The organism is Bdellovibrio sp. HCB337 (assembly GCF_047302465.1).
Classification (GTDB): Bacteria; Bdellovibrionota; Bdellovibrionia; order Bdellovibrionales; family Bdellovibrionaceae; genus JACMRP01.
Map to the genome: position 1 here is coordinate 3,301,567 of NZ_CP178621.1, position 18,830 is coordinate 3,320,396.

The following is an 18,830-nucleotide window of genomic DNA, read 5'->3' on the forward strand; positions in this document are numbered from 1 at the left end:
CGCCCTAGAAATCAATTACTTATGCATGAAGGTACGGCCTACTTTTACAGTGTTTCGCCGCGTCAAACCCCTCTATTGAGGGGCCCCACGGTCTACCCAGCTAGAAATGGTGTCTCTATAGGCTTTAATCATAGGACCTGTCGGCGGCATTACGCTCGCATCATCGTCACCGGCTTCACCGCCACCAGTACCATTGACTAAGCTCTTAATCGCACGAGCATTTTCTCGAGCCTCATTGTAGTTCAGCAAATCCAAATCCCCAGAAGGACGAGCGCCGCTGTGGCAGCCCGCGCAGTTATTAGCAATAACTCCCCCCGGAGCCACAAGCTTTGTCCATGTCGCCTGAAGATCAGGTGTCGGCACCGGAGTTGGCGTCACAGGAACGCCACTACTTCCTGGAGGCTTTGCACCCGCATTGATCCAATCACGAATGGCAGTCACCTCGTTCGCCGCCAATGGAACTCCGCGAGGCATTCTTCCAGCCGCAGTTTCAATATGAACAGCGCTCGTTGCTGCATTTCCTGCAACGATGAAGGACGCTCCTGAAGCAGTCTTTGCTGCCATAAGTGCCGTATAGGAAGCAAACTGCGCGTGGCAACTTGCACATTTTGGTTTGAAGATAGAGTTTTCCAAATTCGCATAATCAACACCGCCCGGGCCCGTCACAATAGGCGGTGGAGTTGGTGTTGGCGCTGGTGGAGGGACCGTCCCGCCGCCACCACCGCTGACGGTTCCTGGAGGTTTTGCTCCAGCATCGATCCAAGCACGAATGGCCGCGATTTGATCTGCAGGAAGTGGTGCACCCATGGGCATTCTTCCGGCATTTGTCTCAATATGAACCGCACTGGCAGTAGAGTTTCCAGCGACGATGAAAGAGCCGCCGACTTTAGTTTTTGCTGCCATAAGTGTTGTGTAAGAAGCAAACTGCGCGTGGCAGCCTGCACATTTTGGTTGAAAGATCGCACTATCGAGCGCGCTGTAATCTGGGCCCCCGGGCCCAGTAAGAATCGGAGTATTTATTCCGCCTGTGCTTCCGAGACTATCTTGTCCGGCCATATTAGAGGAAAGATCTGTCCAAGTTCCGGGCGTTCTGCCGCATGCTTGGAAAGTGAGGGCTATAACTGTCGCCGTAAACACAAAACCAATAGAAAATACCTTCGTACGAATACTCCCGTTCATCCCCATAAATTCTCCCTGCGCTTAGACCATATTATCAAAACTCGGGGGTGACTTCTGTAAATCCTGTTTAAAGTCTAATCTTGGGACTTGTGGTAATTTCGCTCCTGACCACATGGAAATCATTCGCTTTGGCGCTCGTTTTAAAGGGCCAAAAAACCCGACCAAAATCTTTGCATATGTCTATCAGTTCGATAGTTTTCAAGGTCAAAAAATTAGCTGCAACATTATCAAAAAAAAGCGTCTAGACCTTGCAATTCCAGACTACAATAAGAGGCAGAGTTCGATAAAAATAGGAACCAGTCATGTTTTTCATAAGCAAGGAGTAACGAATGAAAAAACAACTTTCTCTATTTGTATTAGTAGGTTTTCTATCTAGTTTGAGCTACGCAGGTTCTGTGACAGTAGATGTGACATTGAATCCCGCTGGATCTTTCAAAGCTAAAACCAGCGACATCAAAGGTACTGCAACAGTAAAAGGTGATGAAATTTCTGCTAGCAACATCGCTGTTCCTTTAAAAGGCATCAAAACTGGTGTCGAACTCAGAGACAAACACACTTTGAAGCACCTTGAAGCTGACAAATATCCAGAGGCAGTTCTTGTATCTGCAACTGGTAAAGGCGGCAAAGGTACTGGCAAAATCAAAATCAAAGGTATCGAAAAAGATATCGCTGGTACTTACAAAATCAGCGGCAACAACGTAGAAGCTGAGTTCGACTTGAACTTGCCTGATTTCAAAATCACTGGCATCAGCTACATGGGCGTAGGTGTTGAAGACAAAGTCACTCTTCACATCGTAATGCCAATTAAGAAGTAATTCTTAAAAAGCAAAAGCCCCGCAGAAGCGGGGCTTTTTTTTTGCCATTCTAAAATTTTTAATTACTTAGAACGTAAAGCGCGCCATCAAATTCAAGTTCATGTTATTCACCTTCATGTCGTACGCCGGATCTGGTGAAATGTTTTTTGAACCTTTTTGATATTCCAACTCGCCACTCAAAGTGAATAGAGTGAAATTAAAGAAATCATAACCCAGACCTAAATTCGTACGAGTGTCGCTTCCCATTTTTCCAGCCGTATCTGGATCCGTCTTTTGATTGCTGACGAAGATCACGCCACCAAATGCATACAATCCTACGATCGGGAATTCAAAATGAAGATTCACAGGGATCAACATATTGTTCACTTTGCTATCGATCGCTGCGCCACCACCTGTGAACGTAGATTCAAAATTCAAACTTTCGTAAGCAACACCGCCACGAAGAGAGAAATAAGGCAAGATTGGGAAAAACAACAAAGCTCCGAAGTTCGTGCTGCTTTTGCTCTTAACGCTGTCAGCATTCGGGCCTGTGAAAGTATAACTGTCAGACATATGGTAAGAGCCATAAACCCCAACGCCAAGCTCAGCGTGAGCGCTACTCACGAGTCCTAGAAAAATCATAGCTGCAGATACTAAACGAAGCATTCTCATTGGAACCACCTTTCATGAGGTCAAACAAGTTTTTATGACTCATTAACGTACGACCTTACGGGATTGTCAAACCGCTTTGGTCGTCTCGTCACAGGCTCCCGTCAGGAATTCGCATTATGTTACAGAGCGATCACTCGGTATTTACTCCTGGACATTTTCCCAGGGAAACTTACAGTAAACATATGCAAGTAGTCGCCAAATCAAAATCCACTCTATTTTTTATGATCGCATCTTGTTTGAACATCGCGGTCGCGATCGGTCACACCGTCGGCTTTATTCGTATGATGGGTAAAGACCAAGACCTTATCGGCTCGGCGGTCTGGGGCATGATGCAAAAGTATCAGCCGATGGAAGCCTCCAAACACAGTCTGTACGACTTTTACGTCGGAGACAGCTTGTCAGTGGGACTCTCCTACCTCACACTCGGCGCTCTCGGAGTTTTCATTGCACGCCATTTTAAATCCCAGAATCTGCCAATCCCAAGACCTATGGCCGCTGTCGCAACGATGTCATCACTTGCAGCTCTGGGACTCGCAATCACTTTTTTTCCGGTGCCACCGATTGCATTCCTAGTCGTTATTTCTCTGTGCTTCGCGCTTTCGATGTTTTAAATTCTTAAGAATCCCGTGTTTTGGAGGCTTTTTCATGTTCCTTCAGCGTTTTCTTTTTTTTGCATTGATCCTATTTGCTTTGAACGCATCTGCGGGTGTGAAGGTAGAATATCGAATTAACAAAATGCAGGGGTTTCTTAGCTTTGCGCTGGCGAACGCCGGCTATCCTCATTTACCTGGCGGCCTTGTCGAGATTTTTGTTAAAAGCTCTTACAACACCGATGAAAATAAAAAAACTCTGGCAACGCTCTTTGAATTGCAGCGCAGTCTTCACAACTCGATCGAAATGCATACAGAGACTCAGCGACGTCATGCCGGAAAAAACGCGATGGATTTGATCGTCATCCAAAGCGTTTTTGCAAAGGACCTCAAAGACCTCAGCACCCGCACCCTGGGACTGCTGCCGGTCGCTGATCACACTCTTTTCTATCAAGAACTTAAAAAGCTAGAACCTATCTATGACAAACTCATTTGGAAAAAACTCAGCCCCGAGCTTTTCCAACACAAGGCTGAGCTTGAAAAACTCGCCAAAGAAATCAAGTTAAACGAGATGTTTGCCAAAACAGAAAAGTTCTACAATGCCAAGTGGCCCGAGAATACACCTTTCGTAATTTCGCTCTACCCGATTCCCTACATTAAAGATTTTCAGAATGGCTCCAACTCACAATCCCTAACAAGTATTGAAACCCATGGGGTCATTGTCGGAAAAGGTGTCCGAAAAAGAATCAATTTAATTGGCAGCTTCGGTGTGATTTTTCATGAGCTCTGCCATTCCGTCTACGATGCTCAAAAAGACTCGTTCAAACTTGAACTCGAAAACGGTTTTTTTAAAAGCTCTTCCCCTTTTGCTTTGCAAGCGTATACCTGGCTCAATGAATCTTTGGCAACGGCCATCGGCAATGGCTGGGCATATGCCAAAGCCAACAACGGCAAGATCGACAAAGAGGAGTGGTATAACAACCCCACCATTGATGGTTTTGCGCAAGAAATCTATCCGGTAGTCAGTGAAGCTTTGGAAAAAGGCCAGTCTCTGGACGACGCCATGGTCACAAAGTTTATCAGTGCCTATGAAAAGCGTTTTCCGAAAGCTATCTATGCTTTCGGAAATCTTTTGAACCGTGTGATCATCTCGCATGAAGGAGGCACCCTCAAATCGGAGGAGCTCCGAGGCAAAATTAAAAAATCATTTATTATCAACTCTCTAAACATCTCTGCTCCGATTGATCATCCAAAAACAGTGCAAACCATTGTTTCTCATAAGGACGACAATTTGCTCTTTGTTTTCAGCGACAAAGGACAGGACCAACTCAGAGCCGTCGCCAAAGAAGTCCTCTACGTCAACGACCATCTGAAGGATCTGCAGAAAATGAAAAACCGCAGTATCCTTGCCGGCCTCGCTGAAGATGGACGCGCCTTTATTTTTGTAAAAGCTGATACCTCTAAGGATTGGGAGGACAGCATTGCTTCACTTTCTCAAAAAGCTTTTATCGATCCTCAACAGAAAATCTGGAGTTACTAAGTCGTGAATTGTCTTTTGTGCCAATCTTCTAATACGGATGCCTTCACGGTTGAGAAAAATCCGGTGCACAACTATTTCCACTGCACTCGCTGTGAATTGATATTCATGGATCCTGAAGAACGCCCTCTGCCTGCAGAAGAAAAAGCTCGCTATGATCTTCACCAAAACGAAGACACTGAAGGCTACCGCCAGTTTTTAGAGCCTTTAGTGCAAGATATTCGCAATTACAGCGTGATGTTGGCGGTACCTCATCCCCAAGTGAAGATTCTCGATTTTGGCTGCGGACCCACGGCGTTTTTAGGCAAAATGCTTGGCGAAGAAGATTTTAGAGTCTCCAACTATGACATTTACTATTTTCCGGATCAATCCCCGCTGCAGAGGTCTTATGACATCATCACAAGCACCGAAGTTTGGGAACACTTCTATCATCCGCACGAGGAAATCACGCAACTCATGCGTTTACTGAAAACCTTCGGATTGATGGCGATCATGACCTCCGGACATCCAGGCGTGGGCCTTTTCCACAACTGGCAGTACCGTCGTGATGAAACCCATGTCATTTTCTTCTCTGAAAAAACAATGCGCTGGATAGCCGATGAGTTCAATCTGGATCTCATCAAAGCTCAAAGCCCTTACTGGATCTTCCAAAAGAAAGCCTAACGATGTCCGTGCAACCTCACGCCTTTCGCTTAAAGCCTGGCCAAGATCTTAAAAAAGAACTTTCTCAGTACTGCAAAACCCACCAGTTGCAAGCGGCAACCTTGCTTTCGGGGATCGGCAGTTTGAAAGTGGCCAACTTACGCATGGCCAATGCGAATGAAAGTAAAACCCTGGAAGGACCTTTTGAAATAGTCTCTTTGATCGGGACTCTCAGTGCCCATGGCATTCATTTGCACATCTCAATTTCAGATAAAGACGGAAAAGTTTTAGGTGGTCATCTTCTGGATGGCTGTCTTATTCATACGACTGCTGAAATTGTTCTGCTAGAAAGTCTGGATTTAAAATTTGATCGCCAGAATGATCCAGAAACTGGCTACAAAGAACTCGTCGTTACGAAACGCTAGGTTGATTAAACAAGTCCGCGATCTTCATCCACTTATCGCACGCAGGCGCTTGGATCGTTAATTTTTCTTGGGTCCATGGATGAATCATTTCTAGGGTGTGCGCTTTCAGGCAAAGGCCAGGTACACCTAAGTCATTTCTGAAAAACCTATTCTGACGGCAATCGCCGTGATCGGCATCACCAATCAGAGGATGCGAGATGCGATTAAAATGACGACGTATCTGATGCCAACGACCCGTTAGAGGTTTTGCCTCCACCAGCGAATAACGTGCTGTCGGAAATCTTTTAGCAACACTCACAGGAAATTCGACTGTCGCCATGCGCTTAAACATCGTTTTGGATTCTACAAGGTCCCCCGTCGAATCAAGCTCGAGAGGCAACTCGATACTGCCCTCTTCTTTGGTGTAACCTCTGACAACCGCATGATAAGTCTTTTGCATTTTCTTTTCCGCAAACATTTGGCAGAGCACCCGCGCAGAATCTGATGACAATGCAAAAAGCAAAACACCACTCGTCCCTGCATCTAAACGATGCACAGGGTACACATGCTGCCCAACCATATCGCGTACTTGATAAAGACAAATTTTTTCGCGGGGAACTTTATTGCGCTTATCCTCATGAGGGTGCACATGAAAGCCCGAAGGCTTATTCACGGCGACCATATACTCATCTCGGTAAAGCATCTCTAACATGGCTATTTCGGCTTTGCCTTGCAAAGAAGGTCAAACGAGAATTTGGCGTCAGCCTTGCCGAACTCAAAATGATTTTGTGCTGCTGGATCCAACAATGAGCAAGTGACACTTGTTTGAATCGGAAAATCGCCGTGCATACAATCTAAAATCAGGCTTCCCAAAGTTTGATCTGGATAAATAGGATCTTTTTTGGTTTCAAGACGTGTTTTGCAATTCATTTCACCCAAAGTGAAATCACGATTCGATACATCTTCGTTATAGAAGATCACATCGGCACCTTGATGAGTAGCGACTAAGACAAATTGAAAACCTGCTTCTTGTGCAAACGACACAGAGCTGACTGTCAGCAACGACAGCGCCAAAGACAAAATCTTTTTCATATTTTCCCCTACCACTTAATTTTCGGAAACATCTTCAGTGCATTTTCGCGAGTCACTTTGCAAAGTTCCTCGACACTAATGCCCTTAAGATCCGCCACGAACTTTGCGGTGTGAACCACGAAAGCGGGCGTGTTCTTCCTACCACGCATAGGTACCGGAGCCAAGAATGGCGAATCCGTTTCAACATGAATACGGTCTAAAGGTAAAGACTTCACGATCTGACGAAGGCTATCGGCGTTCTTAAAGGTCACAACCCCACTGATCGAGATATTGTAGCCCATATCCAAAGCCTGTTCTGCCAAGTACGGAGTACCTGTAAAACAATGGATAATGCCCTTCACGCGGCCTTTGAACTCTTTCATGATAGCTACGGTGTCTTCATCCGCATCACGTGTATGAATTTGTACCGGCATACCGGTGCGGGCAGCGATTTCCAATTGAGCACGGAAAGCCTGTTTTTGCTCTTCGTGCGGAGAATGTTCGTAGTAATAATCCAAACCGATTTCGCCGACAGCGATCACCCACGGCTTGCTGACATTGGCTTCAATAAACTGACCAATTTCTGCGGTGTAAACTTGCCCCTCATGAGGATGAATCCCTAAGGTACAAAACACATCAGGATAGTTTTTCTCGGCCAAGTCCAAAACCAATTGTAGGTCACTGGGCTCAGTACCAATCGTAACAACCTTCGCGACACCTGCTTCACGAGCAATACGCAAAGCCTCTTCAGGGCCTTCCTCCAACATATTGAGGTGGGCGTGCATGTCCATCCACTCGAGCATTTAGGCCTCCTGATTTTTGGTTTGAATCCAGAATTCCTCGATCAGCAGTTGCACATCGCGGTTTTGCAGAATTTCGGATTCTACTTTTAAAGATCTCGCTAATAGATTCAGAATCTCGCTTTGATCTTTCTGAGCCAGGGCTTTTAAAGGCTCTACCTGGTCCACATTCATGATCTGCTTTTTCTGATCCTCTTGAAAGTATACTACATCTCGAAGCATCGAGACCCAATAAGAAAGAATTCTTTGTGAGCGGGCGCGGTCTTTAAAACAATCCCGCCAGCTGTTGTCTGTCAAAAACTCTTTATCCTCGATAAATTGTTGTAGAAGGGACAAAGCCTCACTACGAACATCTTGTTCAGGACCATCTTGTAGCTGAGCCAATTTTTCAAAGCTGCCTTGGCTGGCGCGAACCGCCCACTCTGGCGCTCCGACGGCCCCCCGGCTGATCTCTTCAGCTGTCAGCGGTTTGAAGCTGACAATACGAGAACGCGAGCGAATCGTTGAAATCACACTCGCGACGCTCGGAGCGATCAAAAAGAAATAAGTTTCTGGCGGCGGCTCTTCCAAAGTTTTCAACAAAGAATTCGCTGCCTGTAAATTCAGAGTCTGAGCCTGGTCAATCACCACGACACGACGTGAAGTCAGTCCTTGAAGATTCAAAAACTGAATGACCTCGCGGCTTTCATCGATTTTGATTTGAATGCCCTCTGGAGAAATCACTTTCAAAGACTCATGCGCATTTGCAGCCACTCGTAAACACGAGCCACAGCGACCACAAGCCGTGCGCGAAGTTTCGCACAGAAGTGCTTGTGCAAGTCCCAGGGCAATCTTCTTTTTACCAATCCCATTGGGACCGACGAATAAAAAAGTCTGACCAGGGCGTTCGCTCGCGAAGGTCCCGAGAAGTTTGGCAATAACATCTTTGTGACCATAAACTTGGTCTAAGAGACGAGCCACTTTTTCTCCGTCAGAGTTTGCAAAAGAATTTTCAACATATCTTCAGTGCTAGAGCGAGCATCCAGGACCAACCAGTTTTTCGAATCAGCCTTAGCTTGAGCCAAGAACGAATCGCGCACTTTTTGGTGGAAAGAGTCTTTTTCGGATTCAATACGATCGGCCGCTTCACCGGTCTGAGAGGTGCGATGGGCTTGGCGTTTGCGGGATTCCTCGACGCTTAAATCCAATAAGATCGTCAGATCTGCTTTTAATCCGCCCGTGGCAAAGTCATTCAACATCACCACATCTTTTTCAGCAATCGCACGGCCTGCAGCTTGAAAAGCAATTGAGCTTGCCGAGAAACGATCACTCAAAACCCACTCGCCTTTAGCAAGTTTGGGTTTGATCACTTCATCCACGTGTTGAGCACGACTGACTTCATAAAGAAGAAGCTCGGCGCGTGGAACAGGAGTGGTCCCTTCTTGTTTGCGCAGGATCATGTTGCGAACCTCGTCGCCTAACAAAGTTCCCCCGGGTTCACGGGTGCGATGAAAAGAAATGCCCTGCTTAGAAAGCTCCGCTTCCAAAGCACGCATCAATGAACTTTTGCCAGAGCCGTCAAGGCCTTCAAACACTAGAAATGCCATTGGAATCTTATGGCAGGGCCCCTGTATTAGTGTCAAAACTAATAACCATGCCTTGCGTCAATATGCCGCTTTATCGCACCCCTGCCCTATTTTCAGTGGACTTTGAGGAGGGGTTTTCTGTACAGTGGCCACCTTTAGGAGATAGGTAAACTATGGGTACATTCGTAGCGATCTTGCACATTGTTGTAGCACTTATTCTTATTGGCTTGGTTTTGATCCAAGACTCAAAAGGCGGCGGCGCATTAGGAATCGGTGGTGGCGGCGGTTCAAACTCTGTTTTGGGCGCAACTGGTGCCAGCACTTTGGCAGCTAAAATGACTCGCATTGCAGCGATCATCTTTGCTCTAACTTCTATCGGTTTGACTGTTCTTTCTTCTCAGCAATCTAAGAGCGTTTTGGATAAATTGCCTGCAGCTTCTGCGGTTCCGGCAGCTCCAACGGCTCCTGCAGCAGCACCTGCTGATGCAACAGCTCCAGCAGCAGCTCCTGAAGCAGCGGCGCCTGCAGCTCCAGCTGAAGCTCCTGCAACGAAATAATCCTTATTTAATGCCTTTTAATAGAAGCCATCTTGCGAAGTAGTTCTTCTACTTTTCAGATGGCTTCTGTGTATTCTTGGCTATAAGCTTGAGCTTATGGTGAAGAATAAGTGGTTTGTTCCTGCGTTAGTTGTTCTGGGTCTTCTGTTTATGAGCCTGTCTTGGTTCATGTCCACCCGCCTTGAAAGGCAATCCTCTGGCCTCAAAGCTTTAGCTCGCGTCGTTTACAATTCCGGCGAGGTCTATGTTCTTCATAAAAATATGACCGAGAAAGAAACTCTGACCAAGAGTGCAATTTTGTACTATCTCGACACCGTAGAAACTGGCCCCAACGGCGATGCGACTTTTGAATTGGATTCCGGCTATCGCGTACGCGTTCTTGATAATGCACTCATTACCCTGGATCAGGACGGCGAGAAAGCCATCTTTTTGTTAAAGCGCGGAGATGTGCAAATCGAAAGTTTCGGCACACCAAACATGCTGATGATCTCTAAAAACGGTCAGCGCTATACTCCGAGCGACTATGAAGTCACAGTGAAGCGCACCAATGCCCAGGGCAACTTTCCGGAAATGGCGCCCGTGGCAAATACGCCAACGACCGCTGCAGCTAGCGGCGATACTTTGAGTTCTGATTACATTCAAGACACCTTGAAACGACAAATCCCAGCTTTTGATAAGTGCTATAAGCAGATGCTGCAAAGAACGCCGGGAATCGTTGGCCAAGTGGTGATGACTTTCACCATCGAGCGTAGCGGAAAAATCGTCAGCGCCGATGTCAGCACTTCAACAATTAACAATCAGGATTTCAAACGTTGTTTGACCGAAGGCCTTCGCCGGATCGAATTCAAGTCTTTCAGTGGCGACCCGATCACAAGTACCTTCCCTATCGGTTTTGAGTAGCCGTCGGGGCTGGAGATTCTCCGGAATGCATAGGAATTTGTTGGACGTTTCCGGGCTTCGCGGGCGAAGAGTGCAATAGATTTTCCTCACGAATAATTTCTTGCTCTAGCTGCTGGTCGATACTCTCCATGCGGAATCTTTCAAAGATCAGCCACAAAAAAACCAGAGCGACCAAGCCCCAAAGAAGTCTTTTCATTAGCGACTCTCGTGCAAGTAATCGACACGCTCATGAACCCAAGGTTCATGCACCCCTTCCATCTCGAAAACTTTGCCGTCGATGACGTGCTTTTCTTTCAGAGGTGGCATCGAAGGTTCAAAATCGTGGAAGATCAGGCCCTTTTCTTCAAGGAACGGACGGACTTTGTCATAACAAGCCTGTCCTAAAACTCCGCGGCGGATCAGTTCGTCGAAGCTTTTCATCAGCTCTTCGGGCGAGAAGCCATAATTGTAAATCATGTCCTGAGCGACGGCGTAAAGTCCTTCCAAAGACAAACGCTGATCCTGCACCAAATCCAAAGCGACTTGATAAGTATTGTAGGTCGCCATAGTTCGACGCCCAAACTTGAGGTAGTAATCAGGGTCAGTGTCGGTCGCGAGATTGATATAGATTTTTTCGACAGGATCATTCTCGGGAATTTGCGACTGAAGCATGAGGATTTGATCCACTTGCTCACCTGTCACATGCAACTTTTCAAGGATGCTGCGGATCTCGTGCGGGCCGATACGGCGGGCGCAGATGTCAGAGTACAGATTGTAGATGATGGCGTCTGTTTCACTATCATCCCCCCAGCAAATTTGGCGAACGCTGGGGTGCAAACGTGTGCGAAGTTGCATCAGCGCGTGCAGTTTATAACCCACTTGTTTCGTCAGTCGCCAGAAGCGGCCGGGACGAAGATTTTTCAAATTATCCTTATAAAAACAACCAAAAGGATTAATTTCATCGATTGAAAATTTCTCAGAAATCCTCTCCTCCATCTGTGGAGGTGAAGCTGTAATAAAGTAAATGGGGAAGTACTTTTGCCCGCTTTGCTTAGCGCGGAAAATCGATAGAGCTTTGATCAGGGTGCTGGTCCCAGGAATATTGCGCTTATTCCAAGCGCGCTCAAGGATCGTCTGTAAGAGGCCGCGGAGAGAGTCAATGGTGGTGTCTAGATAGGTCTTATCGAGATCCCAGATGAAGACCTCTTCGCTGTTCTTTTCCATGCCCTCAGGCACATAGCGAAAAAAAACTACGTCTGAGTTAATCTCGCTGCGCGCTTGCCAATCTGCCGCCATTCTAGGCTCTCCTTCGTGCTGCTGGGCCCAAACCTTATATATAGGATTTCACCAGGAATAAGTATCCCTGGCCGACTGCCTTTTGCCAAGTCTTTGACCACCAAAAGGACCCATAAGCAAATCTTATGGATGCCATTCAAAAATATTCGAAAATAATGATTGCCGTTCGGTCCTGATTTTGGTTTAAGTTGACCACTTTTTTAGCATTTGAGGGGTTATCATCATTTTTTTTGAGGGGAATCAAAAAATGAATCTACTTGCACGTTCTCTAGTTGCTGCTGCTTTTGCGACTCTTGTGGTTGGTTGCACAGCAAGTACATCTAACAACACAGTGAATACATCTAAATCTGCTTCAATTATCGGTGGTACTGATGTTGCTGAAGGCTCTACTCTTCATAAAAGCATCGTAGGCATCTACGATATGGAGCGCGGTGCTCTTTGCACTGGTTCTTTGCTTGAAAACAATGTTGTTTTGACTGCTGCTCACTGCATCGGTGGCAAAGCGGAAGATCATTTGATCGTTTTCGCAGCTGACATGCTTTCAGTTTTCAAAAGCCAAGACAGAGAATTCTTCCTTTCTAAAGTTCGTCGCGCGAACAAAGTTGTTGTTAACACTGAGTGGGGTAAAGACCACGCTAACGGCGACGCTTGGGGCGACACTGCTGTATTGCAATTCACTGGTACAGTTCCAGCGGGTTTCGAACCTGCAAAAATGATGGAACCAGGCACTTTGGTTGAAAACGCTATCGTAACTGTTGCTGGTTACGGCGTGAACAGCGATATCTTGACTGAGGTACTTCCTGCTGATCACCCAGATTTCGAAGAAAAAGTTAAAACTGGCGAATTCTTCTGCGAACAAAATGAAGATGGCAGCCTTGGCAAATGCTACAAAGAAGAAGTAAGCGGCGAAGGTCTTTTGAGAACGACTGAGCTTACAAACCTTGGTTACTACAACGACACAGAAGCTGTTTTCGACCAACAGTACGGCAAAGCTTCTTGCGAAGGTGACTCTGGCGGTCCTGCTTACGTTCAAGTAAATGGCGAATACCGTCTTTTCGGTGTTACAAGCCGTGGTACTCGTGGTTGCAACGGTTACGTTGTATACTCTGACGTAACAACTCCAAAATTGGCTGCTTGGTTGACGGATGCGAAAGCAGAACTTAACAGCACACCAACTCAGTTGGAATTGTTCTAGTAGCGTTAATACAGTCCTAAAGATTTGATTCAAGCCTCCATTTCGGTCTATAGTTTGACCACACGAATGGAGGCTTTTTTTATGAAACTCAGCAAAGTTTTACTTTCTGCTCTGGCATTGGCTTTCGTAGCTGGTTGCAAGACTGTCGACATCAAAGACGGCCGTGTCCCAACTCAATATCTTTCTCACGCTAAAAAATTAGCAGGCACTTACAAAGGCGAATTCAACGGAGTTCCTGGAACTCTGACGATTGCTTTCAATGGCAATAAGCCTGTTGTGACTTATCAAAATAGAAATGGCACAGACATCTTGAACAACAATTGCCATTCTCAAATCGGCGATCTTTTGCAAGTAACTGTAAAGAACGAAAAGAAAAAGCCAGAGGTCAGCAACGCAGTTTTCGATTTCGAAGCAATGGGATGCGCATTACTAGTCCGTGGCCGCGATATCTCGTTGAGCTTTAAAGAGACTGACAAGGGCCTCAGAGTGTCTCTGACGCTTCTAAAAGACGTCTACCAACGCGAAGTCTGCAGAGTAATCCCAGGCAACCCACCCCACGTACCGCCATCTCACCAGTGCACATGGCAACAAGACCCAATCTACCTCTACGGCCGCTTTGTTCGATAGACCAAGTACTATAAGCGAACCTTATACAAACCGAGCGAAAACCACGCTCGGTTTTTTTATTTCTAAAAATCAAAACCCCAAACTCCGCGGGCCTCGCGCCTCCCAAAGAAAAACGAAGTTCTCCGACGACGAAGACGATTTGCTTAGGAAGTGGAGAAAACTTTTTGGGCTCTTTCCGAAAGGGAGCTCAAGCGGCGCCTGGACGGCGCGAACCACGCCGAAGGCGTGGCGCTTGCGTGAGGCCCGGAAGGCCGTCTCCCTGCAGGGAAGAGCCCAAAAAGTTTTCTCCACTTCCTAAGCAAATCCCGGGTGCGAAGCCGACCTAAAACTTCCAGTTAATTTTTTCTTTAGGAAAAGCGATCCAGTCTTCGTTCTTAGGAAAGCCCCGAGGACGAGACTCAGTCTGTCCTTTGTATTCAAGAAAAGCAGTCATTGCACAGATGAAGGCTTCGAAGGCGTGATTGTTTTCGATCATGAGTCTTCGATCTTGATCGTAGACGAATGCAACGTTGAATTCGCCGAGTTCTTTGAGAATTCCGCGACGGCTTTCTTCGCCGACGGCAGCGTGCTTATGCGATCGCAATTGCGATTTCAAAACGTGCAGCGATTGACCGATTCTCCAAACGGAAAGTTTCGGGAATACCTCAATCGCTGGAATATTCAGACGACGCAGAATAAACGCGGCTCTTGCCAATAACGGAGCTGCATTTGCGCCCATGGCGTTTGACAGCTGGAAAGGCTCTTCAAGCTCGGTCGCCAAGTGCATTTCGACGGCGCGCTGAGTGTAGGGTGTGAAAAGCTTCTTTGGTTTCTTTTTCTGGTTTTTGCTTTCCACATAGTTCCACATCCACTGAATGTGATCTTCGGAACAGTGCTCATAACCAGGACACTTCAATTTGCAGCTCATGCAATTCGGCACACGCCATGGAGTATCCATGGCTAGAGTGTGAATCATGCCGTTGTATTGCTCTAGAATTTCGTGAATCTTCAGATCGGCAGAAATATTTTCTTCGGTTCTGATGCGCTCAAAAATCTTTGCTAAGAAAACTTTGTGGTGTTTTGGATAGTACTCAAGAATAGCCAAGCAAGCTTTGTCGGCTTTGCCTCCACCAAGAGACAAGCCAGCAAAACGAATCACGTCTCCAGTTACGGGAGCGGATTCACGGGACGAGTGGCGAGTACTTGAAACCCGGCTTTTTGACATGCGTTGGCCACTCCTTCCTTCTTGTTTTCAGGGGTCCATACTAAAACGCATCCACCCCCACCTGCTCCACAAATTTTAACAGCAAGGGCGCCATTCTGCAAAGAAAGCTCGTTCAACTTTTCAATTTCTGGGCAGCTAAATGCTGGGGCTAACCGAACCCGGGCCGCAAACTCTTCACGGAAAAGTTCCGGGAGCGCGTTCCAACGTCCTTCACGAACAACAGCTTCGGTGCGTTCCGCAATGTTCTTGATGTCTTTTAGAGCCTGGACAGTTCGTGCGTCTTTACTGATGGCACCTTTCATCACTTCAAAATTATTTAAACCTGAGTGATGGGCTTTGCCGGTGTAAACCAACAAAAAATGTTGTGCCAAAGGCGAGGATTCTACAGGCAAAACCTCTTGGTGAATGCCATCGTAATCAAACTTGATGATATTCAATCCCCCGGTCACTGCCGGATAATAATCCTGAGTCCCCGTTGGAGTATTTAGAATTTCTGCTTCGATATTATGAGCGGTATTTACTAACTCGTGGTTAGAAGCAAATTTACGTCCGCAGAACTGCGCGAAGGCTTTCATAATTGAAATTGTTAAACTGGAACTTCCGCCTAAGCCCCCGCCTACGGGACTGTCTGATTGCGTGGTCAATTTAAAACCTTGTTTTGGCATCCAATAGCGCAACTGAGTTTGCAAAAGGATCATGCGCGGGTCAGTGTCCTTCAAAGCTTCATCCAAATTCTTGTATTCTTTTTGAAGCACAAGATCTTTGGAATCTAAAATCACACGCCCCTGATCCAGAGGTTCAATAATGGCATGAGTATAAATATCAATCGCAACATTCACTGTTGTGGCACCGCCAACAAAAAGATAAAGAGGCCACAAATCAAGAGTGCCTCCGGCTAGGTCCACACGAGTCGGTGATTTAACATGAATTTTCACGGATGTTCCTTTGGTTCTTTGACTTTATTTTGATCTACAGGAAGCAGATTCATCAAGCCCCAAGACTCAACCACACTTTGATCCAGACCAAATACGTCCTTGAACAAGCTACTTTGTGCCAAAATCAAAGTTTTTTCGCCGACAAGGGCTTTCTTCTTATAAACGGGTCCCCAAGAAATCTCGTAAAGGACTTTCTGCTTTTCGTCCTTCAATACGATTTTACTATCGGCCCCTTTGTAAGCGCCTTGCTCGGACTTTTCCAAATACTCTGTAACGGCAGAATCACTGAGACGAGCAATAAAGGCTCGAACTGCGCCTTGATCGATTCCGGCTTTGTCGTCACCGACAAGCTTCCAAGTCTCTTGGTCCTTCTGGAGTGATAGCTTCTTGATAGGCGTGCTGATTTCAATATGACGAACCAATAGGTTTTGAAAATCAAAAGGCTCTTTGCGATCACGAAGGCCCATCAAGGTCATTCCCAAAAACTTGTCCATTTGACCGGGATCTACTTTCAGAATGAAAGCAGGGTCTGATACGACAGCATACAGGGACTTATCCGCTGCTTGCTTGATCTCCGCCGACCAAGATTTATCTGTAAGCTTCAATCCGATTTTCGCCTTAGCAACAGATGCCGGAAGTGTGTTTAAGAATTCACTGGCACGAACTTCGTTTAAAGAAGTCAGTACTTCACGAATTTTATTTTGATCCAGTTTTAGATCTGGATGCTTTTCGCTGATCCACTTGTTATCTTTTTGAACCAATGCAAACTCGTCTTTTATAGACTTGATTTGAATGCCTTCGACAGAACTAATTTTTCCTCGGAAGAGCCTCTTATCTCGGAACTCTAAAGGAGCCTTTTGAGTACGTAACGCCCACTGAGAAGTCGCGACGAGCACTTTATTCTCGTTGCCTCTGCGTAAGAAACTATTCCCTTCGAAATTCTTTTTATCTGAAACTGTAATCAGCTGCGAAGTTCCTTGCTGATTGGTGAAAGCTACTTTCGAGACGTCCTTATCAAGTCCATAAACAGACCAATTGATATTCTCGCCTTCAGCTGCAACGTCGATACTTTTTTCGGAGGCCAAACCATTCACGAAGTCTTCGGTAAACTGATTGTCCGCCCAATCTTTAATTGGTTCAACAAGGGTCCAACCATCGGCGTCGCGCTTCAAGAGAACTTTGCCAAGTTTATTTTCGATCTCGATTTGATGAATTTGTTCTGCGGGAAAAGAAACTACTTTAGATTCTTCAGCTTTGGTTTGCTCGGTTTTATTGGCCTGGTAGAACTCGACATAGTAAGTCCCTGCTACCAGAACCGCGACAAAGATTGCAAACCAACTGGTCTTTTTCATCTTAAGCATGTCTCCTTCTCATCCATAAAGTCACGCTTGTGCCCAATAACGCCAGAGGAATTGGAACCGCAAATAATAATAGAAACATATAGAAATTCGAATCCGTCAGTTGCAGTTTCGTCACTTGAGTTTCTTTAGGAACAACGCTGATCAAGCTTTGCTCTTTTGCTAAAGATGCGACCGAGTTCAAAACCAAATCACGATTCAAGCTTTGGTATAACAACTGATTTCCTAAGAAATCCGCGTCCCCTGCTGCGATCAATTCAAAATCTTTATCGCCACCAGCGTAGCGGCCTTTTGCCATAGCCATCAAAGTGTAGGCGCCTTGAGGCCCCTCTTCTTTGATTTCTAAAGTTTGGAAGGCCATTGAGTTTTCCGGAGTCTTAATCAAATCGTCGATGCTAATGCCTTCAGGAACTTTGACTCTTTTGAAAGACATAGGGTTTCTGAAAACAGTAGCTTCGTTCTTACCAAAAACTTTGGTGATCTCGCTTGTATTCGAAAACACAGTCGCTAAAGTTTGGCCTTTTTGAATACCCTTCCCAGTCGGAGTTTCAACTAAATTCAAAATGTAGTTGTTCATGGGCTCAAGTCCCACGCGGTTTAATAAGACCTCGAGTCCTTGGGTTTGTTTGGATTTTAAAGCCAACAAAAGACTTCCGCCGCGTTTAAGATAGTTCTCAAGTCCTTGGATTTCGTAATCCAAAAACTTTTGCGTAGGTCCAATGATCATCACGGCATCTGCATCATCTGGGATCTTGGCGTTCAGATTCGTCGCAATCGTTTTAACAGTGTAACGGTTGTTTTCGATCATCTGCTTCAGGGCATGCAGACCTTCGGCTTCTTTCTCTTCGTTCAGATCGTGTTCCCCGTGCCCAACAACAAAATAAATGTTCTTATCTTTTTCACGAGTCACCTTCACAAGTGCTGTTGTAACTTCTTGTTCGTCAATTTTCTCAACGCGGTTACGACGACCTTTATAATCCAAGAAGATCACGCCACTGCCTTTGGTAACTCCGTACTGCTCGGCAATGTCTGGGCGTTCATTTACTTCGACGAACTCCAATTTCACTTTATCGCTTTGATCTTGGTACTTCTTGATCAGTTCGCGGAAAGACTTGCGGTTTTCTTCGTTGCCTTCAACGCCTTTTTTATAGAAGAAGCGAATCAAAAGCTCTGAATCCAAAGCCTTAATAAGTTTTGTCGATTGATCCGACAAAGTATTGCTTCGAGTCCCCGAGAAATCCCACACTTTGTAATGGCGGACAGCTAAGAAATTCACGACGACAAGTACGACCAACACAAGAGCGATCAGAGCTCCCATATTCATCCCATGCTTCGTAGTTTTCATTCCCATGAAGTTTACGATTGTTTGGCGCTCTTGAATAAGTGCACCAAAGAAGCTACCGATAAAGAATCCAAGTGGGATCCACAAGAAAGGAATCCAAATTCCTACCAGGAATCGAGTAGCAAAGAAGCAAATCAAACTAACTGCAGCGACAATAAATAAAATCTTACTTGTGCGTTTCAC

22 protein-coding genes are annotated in these 18,830 nt (G+C 45.9%); 9 read left to right on the forward strand and 13 right to left on the reverse strand.

The genetic code is table 11. The features are described 5' to 3' along the window. Positions 1 to 72: 72 nt before the first annotated feature. Positions 73 to 1,185: a C2H2-type zinc finger protein gene (locus tag ACLWBB_RS15940; RefSeq protein ID WP_413288549.1), complete on the reverse strand. Its 1,113-nt coding sequence runs from the start codon at positions 1,183 to 1,185 to the stop codon at positions 73 to 75. A gap of 323 nt (positions 1,186 to 1,508) precedes the next feature. Here ACLWBB_RS15940 and ACLWBB_RS15945 point away from each other — a divergent pair, with 323 nt between their 5' ends. Next, positions 1,509 to 1,994 carry a YceI family protein gene (locus ACLWBB_RS15945; protein WP_413288550.1) on the forward strand — a complete coding sequence of 162 codons (486 nt, stop codon included), beginning with the start codon at positions 1,509 to 1,511 and terminating at the stop codon, positions 1,992 to 1,994. A 66-nt stretch (positions 1,995 to 2,060) separates the two neighbouring features. Here ACLWBB_RS15945 and ACLWBB_RS15950 read toward each other — a convergent pair whose 3' ends face one another. Continuing rightward, entirely contained in the window at positions 2,061 to 2,645 is a 585-nt protein-coding gene (locus tag ACLWBB_RS15950) for an outer membrane beta-barrel protein (RefSeq protein WP_413288551.1), read from the reverse strand. Between the two features lie 221 nt (positions 2,646 to 2,866). Here ACLWBB_RS15950 and ACLWBB_RS15955 point away from each other — a divergent pair, with 221 nt between their 5' ends. The 4 genes from ACLWBB_RS15955 to ACLWBB_RS15970 are packed head-to-tail and all read left to right on the forward strand — an operon-like array spanning position 2,867 to position 5,839. Next, the gene (locus ACLWBB_RS15955; RefSeq protein ID WP_413288552.1) at positions 2,867 to 3,256 is read left to right on the forward strand and encodes an LIC_13387 family protein; all 390 of its coding nucleotides are present in this window, start codon (positions 2,867 to 2,869) and stop codon (positions 3,254 to 3,256) included. Positions 3,257 to 3,290: 34 nt separating this feature from the next. Beyond that, positions 3,291 to 4,775 (forward strand): hypothetical protein, encoded by a 1,485-nt coding sequence (locus ACLWBB_RS15960; protein WP_413288553.1) that lies wholly within the window; start codon positions 3,291 to 3,293, stop codon positions 4,773 to 4,775. Positions 4,776 to 4,778: 3 nt separating this feature from the next. Further along, positions 4,779 to 5,435 carry a class I SAM-dependent methyltransferase gene (locus ACLWBB_RS15965; RefSeq protein ID WP_413288554.1) on the forward strand — a complete coding sequence of 219 codons (657 nt, stop codon included), beginning with the start codon at positions 4,779 to 4,781 and terminating at the stop codon, positions 5,433 to 5,435. Between the two features lie 2 nt (positions 5,436 to 5,437). Next, positions 5,438 to 5,839: a PPC domain-containing DNA-binding protein gene (locus tag ACLWBB_RS15970; protein WP_413288555.1), complete on the forward strand. Its 402-nt coding sequence runs from the start codon at positions 5,438 to 5,440 to the stop codon at positions 5,837 to 5,839. Here ACLWBB_RS15970 and ACLWBB_RS15975 read toward each other — a convergent pair. The 5 genes from ACLWBB_RS15975 to tmk are packed head-to-tail and all read right to left on the reverse strand — an operon-like array spanning position 5,826 to position 9,275. Continuing rightward, positions 5,826 to 6,530 carry a pseudouridine synthase gene (locus tag ACLWBB_RS15975; RefSeq protein ID WP_413288556.1) on the reverse strand — a complete coding sequence of 235 codons (705 nt, stop codon included), beginning with the start codon at positions 6,528 to 6,530 and terminating at the stop codon, positions 5,826 to 5,828. The genes ACLWBB_RS15970 and ACLWBB_RS15975 overlap by 14 nt on opposite strands. A 2-nt stretch (positions 6,531 to 6,532) precedes the next feature. Next, a complete protein-coding gene (locus ACLWBB_RS15980; RefSeq protein WP_413288557.1) occupies positions 6,533 to 6,910 on the reverse strand; it encodes a hypothetical protein in 378 nt (125 codons plus the stop codon). 8 nt (positions 6,911 to 6,918) lie between these two features. Further along, entirely contained in the window at positions 6,919 to 7,692 is a 774-nt protein-coding gene (locus tag ACLWBB_RS15985) for a TatD family hydrolase (RefSeq protein ID WP_413288558.1), read from the reverse strand. Further along, positions 7,693 to 8,649, reverse strand: coding sequence for an ATP-binding protein (locus ACLWBB_RS15990; protein ID WP_413288559.1), 957 nt, complete (start codon positions 8,647 to 8,649; stop codon positions 7,693 to 7,695). Then, positions 8,634 to 9,275, reverse strand: a complete 642-nt coding sequence (gene tmk, locus ACLWBB_RS15995; protein ID WP_413288560.1) for a dTMP kinase — start codon at positions 9,273 to 9,275, stop codon at positions 8,634 to 8,636. Before tmk ends, ACLWBB_RS15990 begins: the two co-directional genes overlap by 16 nt. Before the next feature lie 152 nt (positions 9,276 to 9,427). On the opposite strand from tmk, the gene secG reads away from it, so the two are divergent. Beyond that, on the forward strand, positions 9,428 to 9,811 hold the full coding sequence (gene secG, locus ACLWBB_RS16000; RefSeq protein WP_413288561.1) for a preprotein translocase subunit SecG: 384 nt from the start codon (positions 9,428 to 9,430) through the stop codon (positions 9,809 to 9,811). A gap of 96 nt (positions 9,812 to 9,907) precedes the next feature. Continuing rightward, on the forward strand, positions 9,908 to 10,711 hold the full coding sequence (locus ACLWBB_RS16005; RefSeq protein ID WP_413288562.1) for an AgmX/PglI C-terminal domain-containing protein: 804 nt from the start codon (positions 9,908 to 9,910) through the stop codon (positions 10,709 to 10,711). Here ACLWBB_RS16005 and ACLWBB_RS16010 read toward each other — a convergent pair. After that, positions 10,695 to 10,907, reverse strand: coding sequence for a hypothetical protein (locus ACLWBB_RS16010; protein WP_413288563.1), 213 nt, complete (start codon positions 10,905 to 10,907; stop codon positions 10,695 to 10,697). The two genes, ACLWBB_RS16005 and ACLWBB_RS16010, sit on opposite strands and share 17 nt — an antisense overlap. Further along, entirely contained in the window at positions 10,907 to 11,986 is a 1,080-nt protein-coding gene (locus tag ACLWBB_RS16015; protein ID WP_413288564.1) for a phosphatase domain-containing protein, read from the reverse strand. The genes ACLWBB_RS16010 and ACLWBB_RS16015 overlap by 1 nt, the downstream gene beginning before the upstream one ends. A gap of 247 nt (positions 11,987 to 12,233) precedes the next feature. Here ACLWBB_RS16015 and ACLWBB_RS16020 point away from each other — a divergent pair, with 247 nt between their 5' ends. Then, positions 12,234 to 13,181 carry a S1 family peptidase gene (locus ACLWBB_RS16020; protein WP_413288565.1) on the forward strand — a complete coding sequence of 316 codons (948 nt, stop codon included), beginning with the start codon at positions 12,234 to 12,236 and terminating at the stop codon, positions 13,179 to 13,181. An 81-nt stretch (positions 13,182 to 13,262) separates the two neighbouring features. Then, positions 13,263 to 13,808, forward strand: coding sequence for a hypothetical protein (locus ACLWBB_RS16025; protein ID WP_413288566.1), 546 nt, complete (start codon positions 13,263 to 13,265; stop codon positions 13,806 to 13,808). 322 nt (positions 13,809 to 14,130) lie between these two features. Here ACLWBB_RS16025 and ACLWBB_RS16030 read toward each other — a convergent pair whose 3' ends face one another. From ACLWBB_RS16030 to ACLWBB_RS16045, 4 genes are read right to left on the reverse strand one after another with little or no spacing between them, the layout of a single operon-like run. After that, positions 14,131 to 15,012, reverse strand: a complete 882-nt coding sequence (locus ACLWBB_RS16030) for a DUF429 domain-containing protein (protein WP_413288567.1) — start codon at positions 15,010 to 15,012, stop codon at positions 14,131 to 14,133. Continuing rightward, entirely contained in the window at positions 14,955 to 15,947 is a 993-nt protein-coding gene (locus ACLWBB_RS16035; protein WP_413288568.1) for a galactokinase, read from the reverse strand. The genes ACLWBB_RS16030 and ACLWBB_RS16035 overlap by 58 nt, the downstream gene beginning before the upstream one ends. Then, positions 15,944 to 17,299: a DUF4340 domain-containing protein gene (locus ACLWBB_RS16040; protein ID WP_413288569.1), complete on the reverse strand. Its 1,356-nt coding sequence runs from the start codon at positions 17,297 to 17,299 to the stop codon at positions 15,944 to 15,946. The genes ACLWBB_RS16035 and ACLWBB_RS16040 overlap by 4 nt, the downstream gene beginning before the upstream one ends. Before the next feature lies 1 nt (position 17,300). After that, positions 17,301 to 18,830 carry a GldG family protein gene (locus tag ACLWBB_RS16045; RefSeq protein ID WP_413288570.1) on the reverse strand — a complete coding sequence of 510 codons (1,530 nt, stop codon included), beginning with the start codon at positions 18,828 to 18,830 and terminating at the stop codon, positions 17,301 to 17,303.